Source organism: Gracilibacillus pellucidus (genome assembly GCF_033949965.1).
GTDB lineage: Bacteria > Bacillota > Bacilli > Bacillales > Amphibacillaceae > Gracilibacillus > Gracilibacillus pellucidus.
The window spans coordinates 368,342-385,578 of sequence record NZ_JAWZSR010000004.1 but is presented as its reverse complement, the minus strand read 5'-3'; the positions used below and the strand labels follow the sequence as shown (position 1 = coordinate 385,578).

Genomic DNA, 17,237 nt, shown 5'->3' with positions numbered 1-17,237 from the left:
GTTATTGGATTTACAATTGAAAGTATAGTAAAGCTATTTATTTAAATGAAAGTGTAGTAAGAATTATACAAGAACATCATAGGGGAGATATTAAATGATTCAAGAAATATATGATTTTATAAGTGAAGCCCAGCTAAAAAAGTATGCAGAGCTTGCAGTGCGTGCTGGTGTGAATCTGCAAAAAAATCAATTGTTAATTATTCATAGTGATATACAAGATGCTACGTTTGCGCGTCTCATTCAAACGATAGCTTATGAGACAGGAGCTTCAAATGTATTTATAGATTGGACAGATGAGCAATCTACTAAAGAATTTTACCTAAATGCAGCAGATAATGTCATTGATCATTTCCCTGATTGGCAGGCTGCCCGCTTTGAGAAGTGGGACAATGCAGGTGCTGCCTATATCCATATTAAATCTGAAAACTTAGATGTCTTTAATGAGGTTTCTCCGGAAAGGATGAGTCGTTTCCAGAAAGCTTCTCGAACCAAATTAAGTAGTTATTATGCGAAAATTAGAGCTCATGAGGTACGCTGGTGTATTCTAACTGTCCCACACGTTGAATGGGCAATTAAAGTATTTCCTGACCTAAGTAAAGAAGAAGCTTTACAAGCATTATGGAAATTAATTTTAAAAGGAGCTCGGGCAGATGGAGAAAATCCTATAAAAGATTGGATGAGTCACAATGAAGGCTTTAAGTCTAGAAAAAAAGCCTTAAACGAGAGCCAATTTGAGGCACTACATTTTACAAATAGTCGTGGAACTGATTTATTAGTTGGTCTACCAAAAAATCATCTCTATATTGGTGGAGGTGTCACAGATAAAAATGGTATACCTTTCTTCCCGAACATTCCTACGGAAGAAATATTTACTGCTCCTCATAAAAATAAGGTGAATGGCAAATTGGTAGGTAGTAAACCTCTTATTTATGAGGGAAGTATCATCGATGATTTTTATCTAATTTTTGAAGATGGACGAATTACTGACTATTATGCCACAAAGGGACAAGAAGTATTAAAAAATCTAATTGAAACAGATGAAGGTTCACATTATCTAGGTGAAATTGCATTGGTTTCCAATAAATCCCCGCTTGCTCAGACAGATACTCTTTTTTACAATACCTTGTTTGATGAAAATACGGCCAGTCACATTGGAATCGGCAATGCATCTCCTTCCAATATTCAAAATGGCACTGATCTATCAGAGCAAGAGTTGAAGGCAGCGGGTCTGAATGCTTCACTTTTGTTAGTCAATGTGACCTTTGGTACTAATGATATGAAAGTAGTTGGCATTAAAGAAAATGGAGCTGAAGTCTTGCTAATAAAGAACGGGGAATTCCAATTCTAATCGTCTACAACTTTAAAAACAGAGGAAAATGATTTTTGGTGGATCATACTGCATGAAAGATTAACATCATTATTGTTGAATACTTGATTTTAAGATAATAGATTAAAACCTTCATTTTTTCTTTCATTGAGATCGGTTCGTAGTTTATTAATAAAAAAGCACTTAGTGAAAGCAGGTGATTCAATGGTTAAAAACGCAATACTAAGAGGAAGCATTCCCTTTATTATTTTTGGTGTGATGGCATTATTCCTTTATATTGATGGAGATATAGAAACAGCACAAAATACATTTATTGCTACTATTATATTTACACTAGTTAGTGCCGCATCAATTATTTATGACCTTGACCAATGGAGTGTCTTTAAAAGAAGTTTGATTCATTTTCTCGTGATGCTCATCACCATCTATCCCATTTTAGTAGTCAGTGGGTGGTTTGAAATGAATACAATAAGCGACTACTTAGTGGTGTTTCTATTATTCTTTGGAGTAGGTCTTATTCTTTGGGGAATTGCCTTAGGCATTGTGACTTTGTTGGGGAAGAAGTCATGAAGGTACGTTACAAATTGTGGTATATGACTGTTTTACGGTAGTGAATGAGGATTCATAACCAAATAATTATACGTTTGCTTTAATAAAATTTTTCACCAGATAAGCATTTATAGTAAATGATTTTCTATTTATTAAAAACGTTGATTTAGTAGATATGTTACATACTCAACAGGAACTTCCTAATATCATATATTATTTTTCGGGTTAACATTACTAATTATGAAAAGGAGCTATTATTAATGGAGTTCACTATAAACTCACCAATGCAGCCCACTTTTTTTAAACAAAAAATATATGTGAAGAAAGAGCATGTGGGTTATTTAGCGGCAACTAAACCATTTGCTTATTTAATAGGTAGAAACTCATTTAAAGTTAATTACAAAGGTAATGATGTAAGCTTAATGGAAGCTAAAAAAATTGACAAAAAAGAAATTGGGATATTGTTCTATCTGAAAAAGGCAAAGAAAATCAAATTGGGAGAGTTGTGATGGTTTCTGGAACAAAAGAAACCCTTGGAACAAATGAAGTAATTTTTGAAATAAAGGTGATGGATAATATTTTTTATATTAATAAGAAACTGATGATGGTTGGTGGGGAAGAAGCTACATTACTTGATAATAAAAATGATATAGGAAATATTAAGGTTTCTCTCATTAAATAACCATTATTTAAAAAGAAGCTTACGATTTCTACCGTGGAACGCTTAGACAACATCATAGTCGCAACAGTATTAGTTGCATTAAACACCGCAATATTCCAATCTTAAACTGTGGCTTATAAATATATACTTCCTATAAGTGTTCCTCCTAAGAATTTGTTTATCTGACTCTTATCATCTTAGCGATGGGCTTTTTTATCAAACATGAAAATTAACGTTCTACAGGAATGCTAAAGTGGCAGGTTAGTTGAAATAATGACTTCAAGACAATAGAAAATTTGAGGCATTTTTCCTGTTGAAAAGTATTATTATTTGAACGACTTATTTAAATACAAATAGTACAGAGGAGGTATTATAGATGGGGAAGATTTCCACTAAAACATTCAAGGTTTTAAATACGTTATCAAATGTAATTTTCTTTCTAAGTATAGTAGGACTTATTCTTTACAGTACAATTATGGCTAATTCAATAACGTTGCATATGGCTTTACCTATAACCTTACTGATTATTAGTTATTCACTACTTTTAAAAGTACCGAACTTCAATAATTATAATTAAACGTTTTTTTATATTTTAACAGATGTTACTTTGTCTTTAACAATTTAATTTCTTGGAACTGGTGGTGCCATAACGATACCCCGACCACTTTGTGATTGTCATGTTTGCTTAGAGGCGAGAGATAAAGGGATACCATTTAGTAGAATGGGTCCAAGTATATTTGTTCATGGTCCTAATTTATTGATTGATACACCTGAAGATATTTACCATCAAATCAATCGTTCTACTATTGATGATGTCAAAGGGATTATCTATTCACACTGGCACCCCGACCATATAATGGGAAGAAGAATTATTGAATCTTTAAGTGCGGGCTGGGTTAATCATCCTCCTGTTATCTTCCAGAACAAGTAGAAAAAGATTTCAAGATATTTCTTGGTAGTAGTGATATTATGTCAAGAAAAGGTAGCCCTTCTTATTCATTTAAAGGTTAAAACAAATAAGAAAGTTATATTGAGCTAGAATGGTAAGAGTTAAAGATAAGAGAACAATCAAAAAGCCTCTTTCTATTTTGTAAATGAGATATAAAAAGTACAGGAGTGTGTTGAAGAAGCTAAATTCTGCTAAGATATCATAATAGAGGAAAATAGGGAGAGATGAAAATGGACATCGAACAAAAACTTTATCAGGTAGCAATAGATTTGATAGAAAAGAGATATCCTTCTGGTTGGGGAGGAGCTGCAGCAATATTTACAGAAGACGGGCAAATCTTAACCAGTGTAGCGCCAGACGTTATTAATGCCTCGACAGAATTATGTATTGAAACCGGTGCAATTCTTGAAGCACATAAACTAAATACCAAGGTGACTCATACTATTTGTGTTGTTAGGGAAGGTGAGAATGCTGCATTTACCGTTTTAACTCCTTGTGGTGTATGTCAAGAAAGGTTATTTTACTGGGGAGAAAACGTAAAAGCTGCTGTAACGAATTTGAATAGTAAATTGGAATTTAAAACATTACGAGAAATACAACCATATCATTGGTATAAAGCGTATAAAGATTAATTTTGGATGATTAAAGTAATGAGTGCTTTAGTTATTCAAAAGCTATAATTTTAAATGGAATTTGTTGTTGCGTAGTACAAGGATACTGTAATAATATAAACATCTAGAAGGCGATCACTTTTTGGGTGGTCGTCTTTCTTAGTTGACTAAATACTGCGTAGCAAATAATTTTTGAAAAAACCCAAATCCTTACTATCTTCTGGTATGATTTTTGTATAGAAATTTCCGGTATTGTGAAGTGTTGAGATTCTTTCAATTAGTTGATTTTGTTTGTCTTGCATTTTAAACTTCATATAAGAGCTTCCTCCTTAGATTTTGAGTTTTAGAGTGGTATCTATACTCTCATCTTACTGAGGGGCTCTATTTTTATCAAACTCGAAATTAAGGCACTACAGGAATGCTAAACCAGCTAATAGTTTGTCAAGATTTTTCAATGAAAATCTTAAAAAACACATGCTATACTAAAAATGAGTATACCAAATAACCTACCATTTCATATCGGTGCGTTCTTGTCATAATAAACAAGAACGCATTTTATTTTTTGCGACATAAAAGAATTATTTGGTAGAACTCAGAAGAGATTTGATTATTTGTATCTGTTATCTGTTATTCGAAAGAGTTTTCCTGTTGAAAGAACTTTTGGTGAGATATTGTATTTTGATAGGTATCCCATCGCTAATAATAATTAAAATACTTAAAAGGAATAGTAATAGAAAATAAACTTTGTAAGTTTTTATATTGAACTAACGGGTACCTTTTCTGCGATAAAAGGCAGTAACCTTTAATTTGTAGCCACCAAAAATGCAATAAAATTTAAGAGGTAATCAAGGTTCTTCAACAATGGAACCAATGCCAATGGCAGATACGAAATTAAAAAATGTCATCTGGCTTATTTCTTTACGACCCATAATCTTAGTTGGGATTAATGATATTTTATCATTCTCAGATATGACTGTCTTTAACGGTTCACAACTCCTACTCCCGAATACTGTTCTACTGCTTGTTTTGCATCGCTAGCTGATTGAGCATTGAAGTGATAAGAAGGTACAAAATTTGTTGTAGAAGTTAGATGACTGTTAGGCGTGTTAACATATTGGTTGCCACTTAAATTCCAATAACCAGTCTGTGGACTACCATAAAACCAGCCAACAGCTGTCTTGATATGCCCTGTAGTAGGGTCTGTTTGACCAGAGCCAACATTGTCAAAATAGTTATTCTCCACAAACACTCTTGCCCCCATACGACTATTGATCGCTGAATCACGAATATCTTTAAAGTAATTATTTACCATATGAACATCAGCAAAGCGTATTAGTGGCACCCTAGAATTAAGATTATGGAAAAAGTTGTGGTGGTAGGTGATTTTATCTGGTGCTAGTGATGAGCTATCCGTGTGACCAACAAGCATTGTTTTCCAGTGATTCTCAAATTTATTCCAAGATACAGTAATGTATTCAGAATTTCGTTTGATATCAACAAGCCCATCGTATAAATCTCGATTGTTATTGCCGTCAATTTCACTATGAAACTCATTATGGTCAATCCATATATTTCTACTACCTTCTGTAACCTCAATAGCTGTTCCTTCTCCTGAACTTGTAAGTACATGGTGTATATTTAAATTTTGAACAATGACATTATGAGCATTGATTAATCTGAGACCAATACCATCAAATTCTCCACTTGTTCCTTGTCCAATAATAGAAATATTACGTATTGGATGAGCTTGCCCACGATGATTTTTCACTTCGATTTTATCCATCGAAGAGTTTTGTAACGTAATCGTATCTGTTACATAGATGGTAAGAGGTTCATCTGGGTTACTACTTCTACTACGATTATCAATGATTTGTTGAAGCTGTGAACCCGTCCTAGCATATTCCACTCTACCACCTTGTCCACCTGTTGTACCCCCATTCATTGAGGCATATCCCAACGGTGTGTTAAAATCTGCGTTTTGAACAGATGGTGTAGCAGCACTGACAATTGGAATTCCCACAACGAAAATAGAAATAATAAACGTCAACACAAAAAATTGTCTAACCCATTTTTTCATCATTATCCTTCCCTCCGTTTTAATTTGTTATGATAAAACTAGATTCACCTCCTTATAAATAAAATTAAATCGCTTACATTATTATTGTAACAAAAAATCTATTGGATTGATATAGTATGATGTAACTTTTTTAACATATTATCCATTTTATTGAATTTTCCTTATTTTTAATCACATGGTAAAAATTCTAAAGCTTTCTTAAAGGAATGCTTTTCTACAGAACATAGTAATAAATGTGTGTCTTACAGTAATTAAATCTAATCGGTGAATCTTGATCACTTTTTGGGTGGTCGTCTTTCATATTTGACCTATACTGCGCAATAAAGTAAGTATTTCCAACAAAATTGGAAATCAGAAGAATTACTCTTTATCTTCTGGTATGATTTAAGAGTGAAGATATGTGACATTGTGAATTTATTCACTTCAACGAGGCAGGTTAGCTTAATAAGAAAAGAATTGCAATAGATTGAATTTACTTAATAATCTAAACTACATATGACTAAAAAATGGTATAATTTACTTTAAGCGATTGGAAGGAGGCGTTGTTTTATGAAAAAGACAATGATACTTAATGGGTTGCATTCAATTAAAAGGGTGAACGTATCATTGCCCCTATAAACTACGCGATCCCTATCAATAGGAGGATCATAATCGTGGAAAATGTAGAGCAAAAGAATTTAATTACAATTGCAATCGACAAAGTAAATAGTTTAGGGGATGTTTTTTGCGTATTCGATGAACAAGATTCAGGAAATATTAGTTTCGGATTAGAAAAAAACAACAAAAAGTTCTTCGTCAAATATGCTGGAGCAAAACCAATGGACTTTTCTGGTAATCCAAAAGATGCAGTTGACCGTTTGATAAAGGCAATACCAGTTTATAAAAAATTGGAACATCCAAATTTAATAAAACTAATTGACCATTTCCCCATTGAAAATGGATATGCAGCAGTATTTGAATGGTTTGAAGGTGAATGCCTGCATTCTCACTGGTCTTTTGCTGAAATACCTAAATATACTCACCCACAGTCACCGTTCTATCGTTTTAAGAATCTTGAAATTAAAAAACGAATTGATGCCCTTAATACAATTTTTGCTTTTCATATTTATGTAGAATCACAAGGATATGTTGCCGTAGATTTTTATGATGGAAGTATTTTATACGATTTTAAAAATCATCAAACAAAAATATGTGATATAGATTTTTATCGTAAAACACCTTCTGTAAATGATTTAGGGGAGCATTTTTGGGGTGCTACAAGATCTAAATCTCCAGAAGAGTTTACTCTAGGAAGTCCTATTGATTCAAAGACCAATGTTTTTACAATGGGAGCAATAGCATTTGGGTTGTTAGGTGGCGAAATAGATCACTCATTTTCAAAGTGGGAAGCTGACAAGAAATTATATGAGGTAGCAATTAAAGCTGTCGAAAAAGAGCGAGATAATCGTTACTCAACTGTTAAAGAATTTTATGAAGCGTGGAACATCGCTTTAAAATAATAATAAAGCTATGGGTGATACTTCGAAAAGGTATCACCCATTTCTTTTTCAAGTTATTACTCATTGTGAAGAATTGTACTTAAAGTAACAGGGGCTTTAGTTGAAGAAAAACTATCCTATGCAGCTGATCTTTTGCTGCATAGTACAAAGATACTGCGTATTAAAACATATCAATCGTACTAATTTTATGAAAGAATGTAGTTAAATTAACGGGAGCATGGGTTGAGCAAGCTCTGTCTGTTGATGTGTAGTATAAAATACTATTGAAAATTACGCAGATAATTCTTTTTAATTAGATTGTCTTCAATGTATTTGTCGCTTACTGTGCTAGACAATCAGAAGAATGTAGATAAAAGTCTAGCAAAAGAAAAAAGAAGGCTGAAGACATAGCAATAGCAATCTACTATAGTTAAGATAGGGATTTTTATTTTGTTCACAGGTGAAGAAAATAAAAGTCTCTTGAACTAAAGAATATTAAATAAGGGAATAATGACATTCTACATCATTTATTAATGTAAATGTTAATTGAATGTCATTTATAATTGGGTAGATGGAAACATTAAAGACTGAATTTTCCTCTTGTTTTTATTGTTATCGGAGTACTGGAACCATTTGTGTTTGGTGTAACATTAATAAATTCATTAATTACATTATATTTTTGTTTAATGTATTGAATAAATAAATTAAATGTGTTATTATTATAGTAAGTTATTAGATTAGGTATTAATCTCTTAGATAAAGAGAGGAACCAATATATGATTTCATTTAATTTGAATCCGGTTTCTAACCTCTCTCAAGAACATTACGATATCATTCTGGATATGGTTAGAAACTTACAAAAAATAGCTGATATTTCTCAAGCAGATATATTCATTGATTGTCTATTACCTGAAGGTAAAGCAATAGTAGTTGCAGAAGCACATCCGGGTGAGGCAGCTTCTCTCTATAAACAAAGTGTATTAGGCCAGATTATATCTGAAGAAACGGAACCCGGTGTTTTATTCAGTCTAAAAAACAACAAATCTGTAATTGGTTCTAGAGGGATTTCGCAGGAAAATATTGTGATGCAGCAAGATATTGTTCCGATCACAGATAAGTTAGGGAAAACAATAGCTGTATTAGTCAAAGAGCAAGATATCTCACAGATTATCCGAAATGAACATAAGATAAAATCGCTTATGGAACCCGAGGGTAATAAGGAGAAACAAAAACTGATTCAGTCACTTTTGATACAAGAAATACATCATAGAGTGAAAAATAATTTACAGGTTATTTCTAGCTTACTTCGCTTGCAGATGAGGCGCTCTTCGTCAAACGAGGTGAAGGAAGTGATTAATGATAGCCTATCAAGGATTTCAAGTATGGCAATGGTACACGATTATTTGGCTAAAGATGGATTGGAAGAGGTAGATGCTAAATTTGTAATGGGGCAAATTGCTAGGCTACTAATTTCTTTGTCCAGTCAACAAAGTCAACGAATTCATTTCTCTGTCGAGGGTGAATCACTATTCTTGCAATCTGATAAGGCAACATCTCTTGCGCTTATAGTAAGCGAACTAATTCAAAATTGTATAAAGCATGCTTTTCATTCTCGTAATGACGGGATGATTGAAATTATAATAAAAAGTAGGAAACAAATGGCTTACTTGATTATTTCAGATAATGGAAGTGGGATGGACGCTAATTTATTTTCAAACCAATCATCCTCCCTTGGATTACAACTTGTGAAGTCTTTAATAGAAGAAGAATTAGATGGTATTATTTCTGTATTTCATTCGAATCGAGGAACAAAGATATCGCTAACGTTTCCAATAGGCAAGGTGATAAAATGAATCAACCTAAAATTTTAGTAGTTGATGATGAACCCATTACTAGATTAGATATTAAAGAGATATTGTGCGAAAAAAACTATCATGTTGTAGGAGAGGCTAGAAATGGCGAAGAGGCTATCGAAAGGGCATACAAACTAAATCCTGATTTAATTATTATGGACGTTAAAATGCCTAATGTTGATGGCTTGAAAGCATCTTCAGTTATAAGAGGATTCTCCAGCTGTTCGATACTTTTATTGACTGCATATAGTCATGATGAAATTATTCAAAATGCAAAGGAATTTGGTATAAATGCATTTATCCTGAAACCATTAAAGGAAAGAGAATTAATTCCAGCTGTTGAAATTGCATTAAACCAACGAATACAAGAGTTACAATTGCATGATAGAATTGGAAAACTAGAATCGAAAATCACCGAACGGAAAGTTATTGAAAAAGCAAAAGGTATCTTAATGGTAAAATTGGATTGTACAGAAGAACAGGCCTATCGTAAAATGCAGAGGGAAAGCATGGAAAGGCATATCCCTCTTATAAAACTAGCTGAAACTATTCTATCACGCTAAACGACAAGTTTATAAGTAAACAAAGCAATGGCGCTTTGAATTGATCCTTACCTAAAGTGGGGATTAATTTAAAGCGCCTTTTTTCTTTAAGGAGGTGAATATGTGATGGATAATTATATTGTGAGTAGTGGATTAGGGAACTAGCACGAGTAACCTTATTGTAAGTCCCCAACTTAGTGAGGAGCTGTGCAACTAATTTAGCTTTACGAATAGCAAAATTACAGACTGAAGAAAGGCGTTTAATGGTTTAATTAGTATTAAAACTGTATCAAAACTAGTATAAATCACAACAGTCACTAAAAAACAAAAGGAGAGTGTATTAATATGACAGAAAAAATATTAAATCCAATTGTATTACAACGAGCAGACCCATTCATTCATAAACATACGGACGGTTACTACTATTTCACGGGCTCTTACCCCTTATTTGATCGTCTTGTGTTGAGAAGAGCTAAAACACTAAACGAATTGCATGATGCTGAAGAAGTTACAATTTGGTGGAAACATGAAACAGGACCATTAAGTGAATTGATTTGGGCTCCTGAACTCCACCGTATAGATGGTAAATGGTATATTTATTTTGCTGCAGCTCCTGATAGAAATATTGATGATAATACGTTTAATCATAGAATGTATGTGATCGAAAATGAATCAGATAATCCATTAGAAGGAACATGGACAGAAAAAGGTGAAATAAAGACTGGAATGTCAACGTTCGCATTGGATGCTACGACCTTCAATCACAAGGGAGAGCAATACTATGTCTGGGCTCAACAAGACTTAGAAATCAGGGGACATTCAAACTTGTACATTGCAAAAATGAAAAATCCATGGACGCTATTAACGCAGCCAGTAATGCTGACAAAACCTGAATTACCCTGGGAAATTAAGGGGTATTGGGTCAATGAAGGTCCTGCCTTTTTAGCTAAAGGTGAGAAGGTTTTTATTACCTTCTCAGGTAGTTCTACTGGTGTAGACTATTGTATGGGAATTTTAACTGCAGATGCTGATGGTGACTTATTAGATCCCAACTCTTGGTCAAAAAGTCAGGAGCCTGTTTTCCGAAGTGCTCCTGAAAATGAACAATACGGGCCAGGACACAATTCCTTTACAGAATCTGAAGATGGTAAAGATACAATTTTAGTGTATCATTCACGTAACTATACAGAATTGGTTGGAGAACCTTTATTCGATCCGAACCGTCAAGCAAGAGCGCAAAAAGTCGAGTGGGACGATAAAGGGAATCCTATCTTTGGTAAGCCGCTTCCTGATGATAGATGGACACCCAAGACAACTAAAATTGTAGAATGAATTCGGATAGCTTTAATACAAAGAACATTGTCTTCTTGAGCTAGTACGCACCGTAGAATGTAAGATTGAAGTCTTTTGGTCAAAAAACACGAATGACTATATTAGCAAGAATCTATACTATTAGGATTGGAACATTCCCCTCCCTATTTAGAAAATGAGAAGGAAAGCTAATGCATAATTGATAGTTTATATCTGAGGGGATTGTACATTATAAAACAATCAAAAATGTACATATTGTCATTGACATATATACATTGTACTCGGAGATAGTTTAGCTATTAAGGTGATTACTGAAGAAGCAGAAAATAAACAACAATAAATCTTCTTACAAAGCAACAATTGTCATTTGGGGACAAGGGTACTTTTAGGTCATGTCGCATGAAGAGGTAGGGAAATTCTTTAAAAAAGGCTTAGCAAAGTAAACTATGGGGTCTGACACTCTATATGGATTAATGTCTATATCGAGGTTAGACCCCATTTCAATTGTTTTTTAAATAATTGCTAGGGGATACATTTTTCAATTTTTTAAAGACCCTTCCAAAATAAGTTAAGTTTGTATATCCAACTGCGAAGGCTACTTGTTGCACCGTGTAATTATGCGTCCGAAGTAAACGTTCTGCTTCTTGAATACGTAGCATGTTCATGTATTCTATTAATGTTTTGCCAGTCGCCTTCTTAAAGAGAGAACAAAAGTAATTAGGACTAATACAACACATGCTTGCTGCTTGTTTAACGGAAAGAGGCTCATGGAAATGATTGCTCAAATGTACGAGAACCGGTTCAATAGATCCTCTGTCCTGATTCCGGTTCAGAAGGGGAGTTTGTTCCGCCTTATGAAAAATATAGGCTATGGATTCCAGTAGACTTGCCTTCACTAACAATTCATAACCGAATGGCCCTTCCGAATAGGCATTCTTTAATTTCATTAAACACTCTCTTATGATGTCTGATTCAGGTTCATCCGCTTTGAAATAGGTGCGGATGCTTACATCGTTGGTTAGCAAGGGGGATATGTATTTATTTTCTGTGTTGTCTAACCCGGTGTTTCTAATCAATGCTTCATTAAAAACGATTGCATATAGCTCACTATCCGATGATTTTGGAAAAGCTGAATGTATTTGTTTTTTGTTTATAAAGGTGAGATCCCCTTCCTGTAAGTCCTCGAATGTTGAACCTACTTGAACACGGAACGATCCTTTAGCGATAATTATCCATTCTAGATGTTCATGCCAATGAAGTGGAACGATATGAGGGCCAGTATAATGAATATAAAAAATATTTATAGGAAAAATTTGGTCAGGTATTTCTGTATGCTCTTTCTTTGATAATGTAAACTCCATTGTTTAATCTCCCCAAAATCGTAATATTGTACGAGTATTTCAGAATCTCCTATGTATATAATTCATTTTATGCTAAGTATAATTAAATTGTAATATGCTTTTCATTCGGAGTAAACATACTTATTTGTCAGGAAGGAGAATGGTATTATGTTCAAAGTAAATGGAAATCGGCTTGTTAGAGAATTTGATTCAGAAAAATTATGGATTGAGCCGTGGGGAGAGAATTCTCTACGAGTACGTGCATCATACACGACAATAGAAGATTCCGATTGGGCGCTTTTGCCTACAGATGGCATAAAAACAGAAATTACGATTGATGAGGATGCTTCAACGATTGTAAATGGCAAAATAAAAGCAGAAATAAAGCGTAATGGTCAAGTGACTTTTTATAATCAAAACGGTAAAGTGTTATTAAGAGAAACAGAAAACACTTACCAATTAAAGTACGGTGGTAGGGAATTAATTCCACACCCAGGAAGTAGCGACTATCGACTAACGCTTCGTCTGGAGTCTGATCCAAAGGAAAAGCTATATGGAATGGGGCAATACCAACAGCCTTTTCTTAATCTTAAAGGTTGTATGTTAGAGTTAACACACCGAAATAGTCAAGCAAGTGTACCATTTGTTATGTCTAGCTTAGGATATGGTATGCTTTGGCATAATCCTGCAGTGGGACGTGTAAACTTTAATCTAAATGTTACAGAATGGACAGCACATTCCACTAAGCAATTGGATTATTGGATTACCGCAGGAGATACACCAGCAGAAATAGAAGAATCATATGCATCTGTTACCGGAACTGTACCTATGATGCCTGACTATGGGATGGGTTTCTGGCAATGTAAATTGAGATACCAAACACAAGAAGAGTTACTGGAAGTTGCACGAGAGTATAAAAGAAGAAAACTTCCTATCTCTGTTATTGTCGTTGATTTCTTCCACTGGACAAACCAAGGCGATTGGAAGTTTGACCCTGAATATTGGCCTGACGTAGAAGGAATGGTAAAAGAGCTTAAGGAGATGGAGATTGAACTGATGATATCCGTATGGCCAACAGTGCAAACTGAAAGTGAAAATTATCAGGAAATGATTGAAAAAGGATATCTTGTTCGTTCGGATCGAGGTGTTCGCACTCAATTTCAATTCTTAGGGCAAAATGCAATATTCGATGCAACTAACCCGGAAGCTCGTAAATATTTATGGAGTAAGATTAAACAAAATTATTATGATAAAGGAATAAAAGTATTCTGGTTAGATGAGGCAGAACCAGAGTTTACCGTATATGACCACGATATTTATCGTTATCATCTTGGCTCTAGCATACAAGTAGGTAATATTTATCCTAGTAAATACAGCCAGACATTCTATGATGGAATGAAGGCGGAAGGTCAAGAAAATATTATGAATCTCGTTCGTTGCGTATGGGCTGGTAGCCAACGTTATGGCGCTCTTGCTTGGTCTGGTGACATTCACTCTAGTTTTAAGGTTCTAAGTAATCAGGTTCGCGCAGGGTTAAATATGGCTATTGCAGGTATCCCATGGTGGACAACGGATATTGGAGGCTTCCATGGAGGGAATCCTGATGACCCTTCTTTCCGTGAATGTATTGTTCGTTGGTTCCAATATGGAGTATTTTGTCCTGTATTCCGATTACATGGCGATAGAATGCCCATGCAGAAACCGATCGGAACTACTGGTGGAGGTCAATGTCATAGTGGTGCGGCGAACGAAGTATGGAGTTACGGAGAAGAGGCATACGAAATTTTTAAGGAGTATTTACACTTACGTGAGCGTCTTCGTCCTTATATTTCAGAGCTAATGCAGCAAGCACATGAAAAAGGAACGCCTCCAATGCGCCCATTATTCTATGATTTTCCAAACGATCAGCAAGCATGGGATGTTGATGATCAATATATGTTTGGTCCAGATATCTTAGTCGCTCCTGTATTGAGTGAAGGGCAAAGAAATCGTAGTGTATATTTACCAAGCGATGCAGAGTGGATAGATCCGTATTCTGGACAAACGTATGAAGGTGGAAAATATATCACCGTTGAAGCTCCTTTGGAACGAATACCGTTGTTTTTAAAGAATGGGGCGGATTTACCGATTGTAGCTGATTAAATGGTTAAAAGGAGATTGATATGTTAGGTTTGCCAGTGAAAGGCACTTAAAGAGTACTTATAATAATATAAACATCTAGAAGATGATTAATTGACCATCACTACGAATCTAAAATTTTCATAATTGTGTAAAATATGAACGATAATTCGTTATCATCTGATATGATTTTAGTATGGAGGTTTGAGATAATATGAAGTTATTCGTTTAAACTAACGGTCAGTAGAATTGAAGAAAAGGTTTTACACTTATGACAAAACTTATTAAAGGAGTGGGTGTCTTTATGTGTGGGATTACCAAATAAACATTATGAGAGGGATATACAACTTCCTGAGTATCGTAAAGTAATGTTAAAGGAAATTGAAAAAGACTTATTAAATGATAAAAATGTATTAGCTGTTTTTTATGGAGGGTCGATAGCAAATCAAAATACAGATTTATATTCTGATATTGATTTGCGTATTATCGTTAAAGACGGAGTGTTTGAGGAATATAGGTTGAACAAAAAAGAGAGAGCTAAGAGATGGGGGGAAGTTTTGTATTTTGAAGATTTTCCTTCGACAACTTATAGTGTTGCTCATTATGATACCTTTATAAAGGTTGATACATTTTATTACAAAACAAAAGATATTCAACCATCTGTATGGTTACAAAGTATTAGTATCATTTATGATAAGACTGGATTTATGAAAGAAGTTTTAGAAAAATCAAAGAAACTTTATTATAGTCCAAATGTGCAAGAAGTTGATTTATGGAGAACTAAATTTTTTGCATATGTTCATGAAGTTTATCGGAGGGTAAATAGAGAAGAACTGTATTATGCTCTAAGTTGCTTGGATAATGTAAGAATGTCTATGGTGACTGCTTGGTATATGGATAAAGGATTACAACCTAATACATTTGGAGACTGGGCAAAATATGAAGGTAAGAGCAGTAAGTTGGAGAGTTGGCAACTTTCACTTTTAGCAGATTGGCAAAGCAATAGAGAGCCGAGTGAAATTATGGAGGTAATAAAAAAATTGTCCCTGAATTTAAAAAAGTACATAAAAGTTTATGTGAAAAAGTGAAAATTGAAGAAAATCTTGAGTGGGTTGAACAAATATTCGGCAAAGTTTTATGATAGTAGTAGACATCCGAAACAGGGTGCTTGTTATTTTTCTTGTAAGCTAACGAATGCAAAAGTTGAACAAAACTATTATTAAAATTTGGTGGTCTTTTTTGTAGATGAGTAATTGGAATATGATGTTAAAATCTAATGGTGAAGATATTGAATGGGCAGGTTAGTTGAACAAAAGAAGGCGAGTTTCTAGAGCGTATTTGAACAATAAAACTAGGCATTTTACTAAAAAACACAGAGCTTTATCAAGCAATTAAAAGCCATCTCATTTTAAATTTAAATGAGATGGCTACTGTTTATATTTGAATGATGTATTCTATAGAATTATAGAGACTGAATAATATGGTCATTAACAAATGCTTTTATGAAAAATAATTCATTATCATATTTTTGAATGTCTTTAATCATAGGCAATAACAGTGATTGCTTGTAATGAAATAAAGAATTTGTGGTTGTACCATATGCACAATCACTCAAAAAAACAACTTTTTTCATCAGGAATATAGATGATAGTAGAGTCTTCTGTATAAGTACTATTGATACTTTCAAGAATGCAAACTATATTATCTAAATCAATAGTTAATTTATTTTCAAAGATTACATTCGGAAATTTCAACTTAAAACTGTCCCTGTTAGGCATATCAGTTTGTATAATCCACACACATAGCGCTCATCTGATTAGTAGTCACATACTTTTGTAGTGAACTATCGTCATAGGATAGACATTGCTATTTTTTATCAATTTGTTTGTTTGACTATTAACTATAATTATTGTATCAAATTCATTCCTAGGAAATGGTCCCAATGTGCATGCGTAATAACGACGTATTTAACTAGCGGTACATTTAGCTCCCCGATTTCTACTAAAAAGTCCTGAACATGCTGAGGAGAATTATCACCATCTATTATATAGACTATATCGGTCACCTTATACCAGTCCATAAGAAAAGGAAAACAACAGACCCAGTTGCTGCTCAGTACAAATATACTGTTGAAAAAATACCTATCTAAGAGCTGATTACTTTCAAAGTAATATTCCGACAAAATATACAGTCTATATCCATATCTCAGCCAAACATCCTTCCTCGAAGATTTTAGTATCTTTCTATCTGTAGAAAAAGTTTGTCAGAAAATCTCACGTGGTAGATGTTCACTTTTTCAAATTTTACTATAATCAAATTTATCTAGATGGATAAAAATGTAAAAACTTGTCACAGAGGAGAGGCTACGTATGAGTGAAATGCAAAAGTGTATTACAGTATGTTTATTAATTTTATTGGTAG

At 33.9% G+C, this 17,237-nt stretch carries 15 protein-coding genes; 12 read left to right on the top strand and 3 right to left on the bottom strand.

What is annotated here, in order from left to right; genetic code table 11:
• The first annotated feature begins 94 nt into the window (after positions 1 to 94).
• From SH601_RS09770 to SH601_RS09745, 6 genes are all read left to right on the top strand, one after another.
• On the top strand, positions 95 to 1,348 hold the full coding sequence (locus SH601_RS09770; protein WP_319958105.1) for an aminopeptidase: 1,254 nt from the start codon (positions 95 to 97) through the stop codon (positions 1,346 to 1,348).
• Between the two features lie 183 nt (positions 1,349 to 1,531).
• Positions 1,532 to 1,897 carry a DUF3021 family protein gene (locus SH601_RS09765; RefSeq protein ID WP_319958104.1) on the top strand — a complete coding sequence of 122 codons (366 nt, stop codon included), beginning with the start codon at positions 1,532 to 1,534 and terminating at the stop codon, positions 1,895 to 1,897.
• 239 nt (positions 1,898 to 2,136) lie between these two features.
• Positions 2,137 to 2,385 carry a hypothetical protein gene (locus tag SH601_RS09760; protein WP_319958103.1) on the top strand — a complete coding sequence of 83 codons (249 nt, stop codon included), beginning with the start codon at positions 2,137 to 2,139 and terminating at the stop codon, positions 2,383 to 2,385.
• Positions 2,385 to 2,558, top strand: a complete 174-nt coding sequence (locus tag SH601_RS09755; protein ID WP_319958102.1) for a hypothetical protein — start codon at positions 2,385 to 2,387, stop codon at positions 2,556 to 2,558. The genes SH601_RS09760 and SH601_RS09755 overlap by 1 nt, the downstream gene beginning before the upstream one ends.
• 700 nt (positions 2,559 to 3,258) lie before the next feature.
• A complete protein-coding gene (locus tag SH601_RS09750; protein ID WP_319958101.1) occupies positions 3,259 to 3,468 on the top strand; it encodes an MBL fold metallo-hydrolase in 210 nt (69 codons plus the stop codon).
• Positions 3,469 to 3,716: 248 nt separating this feature from the next.
• Positions 3,717 to 4,118, top strand: a complete 402-nt coding sequence (locus SH601_RS09745) for a cytidine deaminase (RefSeq protein ID WP_319958100.1) — start codon at positions 3,717 to 3,719, stop codon at positions 4,116 to 4,118.
• A 146-nt stretch (positions 4,119 to 4,264) separates the two neighbouring features.
• Here SH601_RS09745 and SH601_RS09740 read toward each other — a convergent pair whose 3' ends face one another.
• Positions 4,265 to 4,411, bottom strand: a complete 147-nt coding sequence (locus SH601_RS09740; protein WP_319958099.1) for a hypothetical protein — start codon at positions 4,409 to 4,411, stop codon at positions 4,265 to 4,267.
• 665 nt (positions 4,412 to 5,076) lie between these two features.
• On the bottom strand, positions 5,077 to 6,177 hold the full coding sequence (locus tag SH601_RS09735) for a pectate lyase family protein (protein WP_319958098.1): 1,101 nt from the start codon (positions 6,175 to 6,177) through the stop codon (positions 5,077 to 5,079).
• Positions 6,178 to 6,827: 650 nt separating this feature from the next.
• On the opposite strand from SH601_RS09735, the gene SH601_RS09730 reads away from it, so the two are divergent.
• From SH601_RS09730 to SH601_RS09715, 4 genes are all read left to right on the top strand, one after another.
• Positions 6,828 to 7,673, top strand: coding sequence for a protein kinase domain-containing protein (locus SH601_RS09730; RefSeq protein ID WP_319958097.1), 846 nt, complete (start codon positions 6,828 to 6,830; stop codon positions 7,671 to 7,673).
• Positions 7,674 to 8,428: 755 nt separating this feature from the next.
• A complete protein-coding gene (locus SH601_RS09725; protein ID WP_319958096.1) occupies positions 8,429 to 9,505 on the top strand; it encodes a sensor histidine kinase in 1,077 nt (358 codons plus the stop codon).
• Positions 9,502 to 10,068, top strand: a complete 567-nt coding sequence (locus SH601_RS09720) for an ANTAR domain-containing response regulator (protein WP_319958095.1) — start codon at positions 9,502 to 9,504, stop codon at positions 10,066 to 10,068. The genes SH601_RS09725 and SH601_RS09720 overlap by 4 nt, the downstream gene beginning before the upstream one ends.
• 324 nt (positions 10,069 to 10,392) lie before the next feature.
• Positions 10,393 to 11,379: a glycoside hydrolase family 43 protein gene (locus SH601_RS09715; protein WP_319958094.1), complete on the top strand. Its 987-nt coding sequence runs from the start codon at positions 10,393 to 10,395 to the stop codon at positions 11,377 to 11,379.
• A 479-nt stretch (positions 11,380 to 11,858) separates the two neighbouring features.
• On the opposite strand, the gene SH601_RS09710 is transcribed toward SH601_RS09715, so the two are convergent.
• Complete coding sequence (locus SH601_RS09710) at positions 11,859 to 12,719, bottom strand: AraC family transcriptional regulator (RefSeq protein WP_319958093.1); 861 nt, start codon at positions 12,717 to 12,719, stop codon at positions 11,859 to 11,861.
• A gap of 147 nt (positions 12,720 to 12,866) precedes the next feature.
• On the opposite strand from SH601_RS09710, the gene SH601_RS09705 reads away from it, so the two are divergent.
• Together SH601_RS09705 and SH601_RS09700 are read left to right on the top strand one after the other, a co-directional pair.
• Complete coding sequence (locus SH601_RS09705) at positions 12,867 to 14,840, top strand: glycoside hydrolase family 31 protein (protein WP_319958092.1); 1,974 nt, start codon at positions 12,867 to 12,869, stop codon at positions 14,838 to 14,840.
• Positions 14,841 to 15,124: 284 nt separating this feature from the next.
• Complete coding sequence (locus SH601_RS09700) at positions 15,125 to 15,904, top strand: aminoglycoside 6-adenylyltransferase (RefSeq protein ID WP_319958091.1); 780 nt, start codon at positions 15,125 to 15,127, stop codon at positions 15,902 to 15,904.
• Positions 15,905 to 17,237 lie beyond the last annotated feature (1,333 nt).

What these genes read in the sequence shown, in the direction of transcription:
- SH601_RS09770 (WP_319958105.1), top strand. Translation starts at nt 95, where the DNA reads ATGATTCAAGAAATATATGATTTTATAAGTGAAGCCCAGCTAAAAAAG.
- SH601_RS09765 (WP_319958104.1), top strand. Translation starts at nt 1,532, where the DNA reads ATGGTTAAAAACGCAATACTAAGAGGAAGCATTCCCTTTATTATTTTT.
- SH601_RS09760 (WP_319958103.1), top strand. Translation starts at nt 2,137, where the DNA reads ATGGAGTTCACTATAAACTCACCAATGCAGCCCACTTTTTTTAAACAA.
- SH601_RS09755 (WP_319958102.1), top strand. Translation starts at nt 2,385, where the DNA reads ATGGTTTCTGGAACAAAAGAAACCCTTGGAACAAATGAAGTAATTTTT.
- SH601_RS09750 (WP_319958101.1), top strand. Translation starts at nt 3,259, where the DNA reads ATGGGTCCAAGTATATTTGTTCATGGTCCTAATTTATTGATTGATACA.
- SH601_RS09745 (WP_319958100.1), top strand. Translation starts at nt 3,717, where the DNA reads ATGGACATCGAACAAAAACTTTATCAGGTAGCAATAGATTTGATAGAA.
- SH601_RS09740 (WP_319958099.1), bottom strand. Translation starts at nt 4,411, where the DNA reads ATGAAGTTTAAAATGCAAGACAAACAAAATCAACTAATTGAAAGAATC.
- SH601_RS09735 (WP_319958098.1), bottom strand. Translation starts at nt 6,177, where the DNA reads ATGATGAAAAAATGGGTTAGACAATTTTTTGTGTTGACGTTTATTATT.
- SH601_RS09725 (WP_319958096.1), top strand. Translation starts at nt 8,429, where the DNA reads ATGATTTCATTTAATTTGAATCCGGTTTCTAACCTCTCTCAAGAACAT.
- SH601_RS09720 (WP_319958095.1), top strand. Translation starts at nt 9,502, where the DNA reads ATGAATCAACCTAAAATTTTAGTAGTTGATGATGAACCCATTACTAGA.
- SH601_RS09715 (WP_319958094.1), top strand. Translation starts at nt 10,393, where the DNA reads ATGACAGAAAAAATATTAAATCCAATTGTATTACAACGAGCAGACCCA.
- SH601_RS09710 (WP_319958093.1), bottom strand. Translation starts at nt 12,719, where the DNA reads ATGGAGTTTACATTATCAAAGAAAGAGCATACAGAAATACCTGACCAA.
- SH601_RS09705 (WP_319958092.1), top strand. Translation starts at nt 12,867, where the DNA reads ATGTTCAAAGTAAATGGAAATCGGCTTGTTAGAGAATTTGATTCAGAA.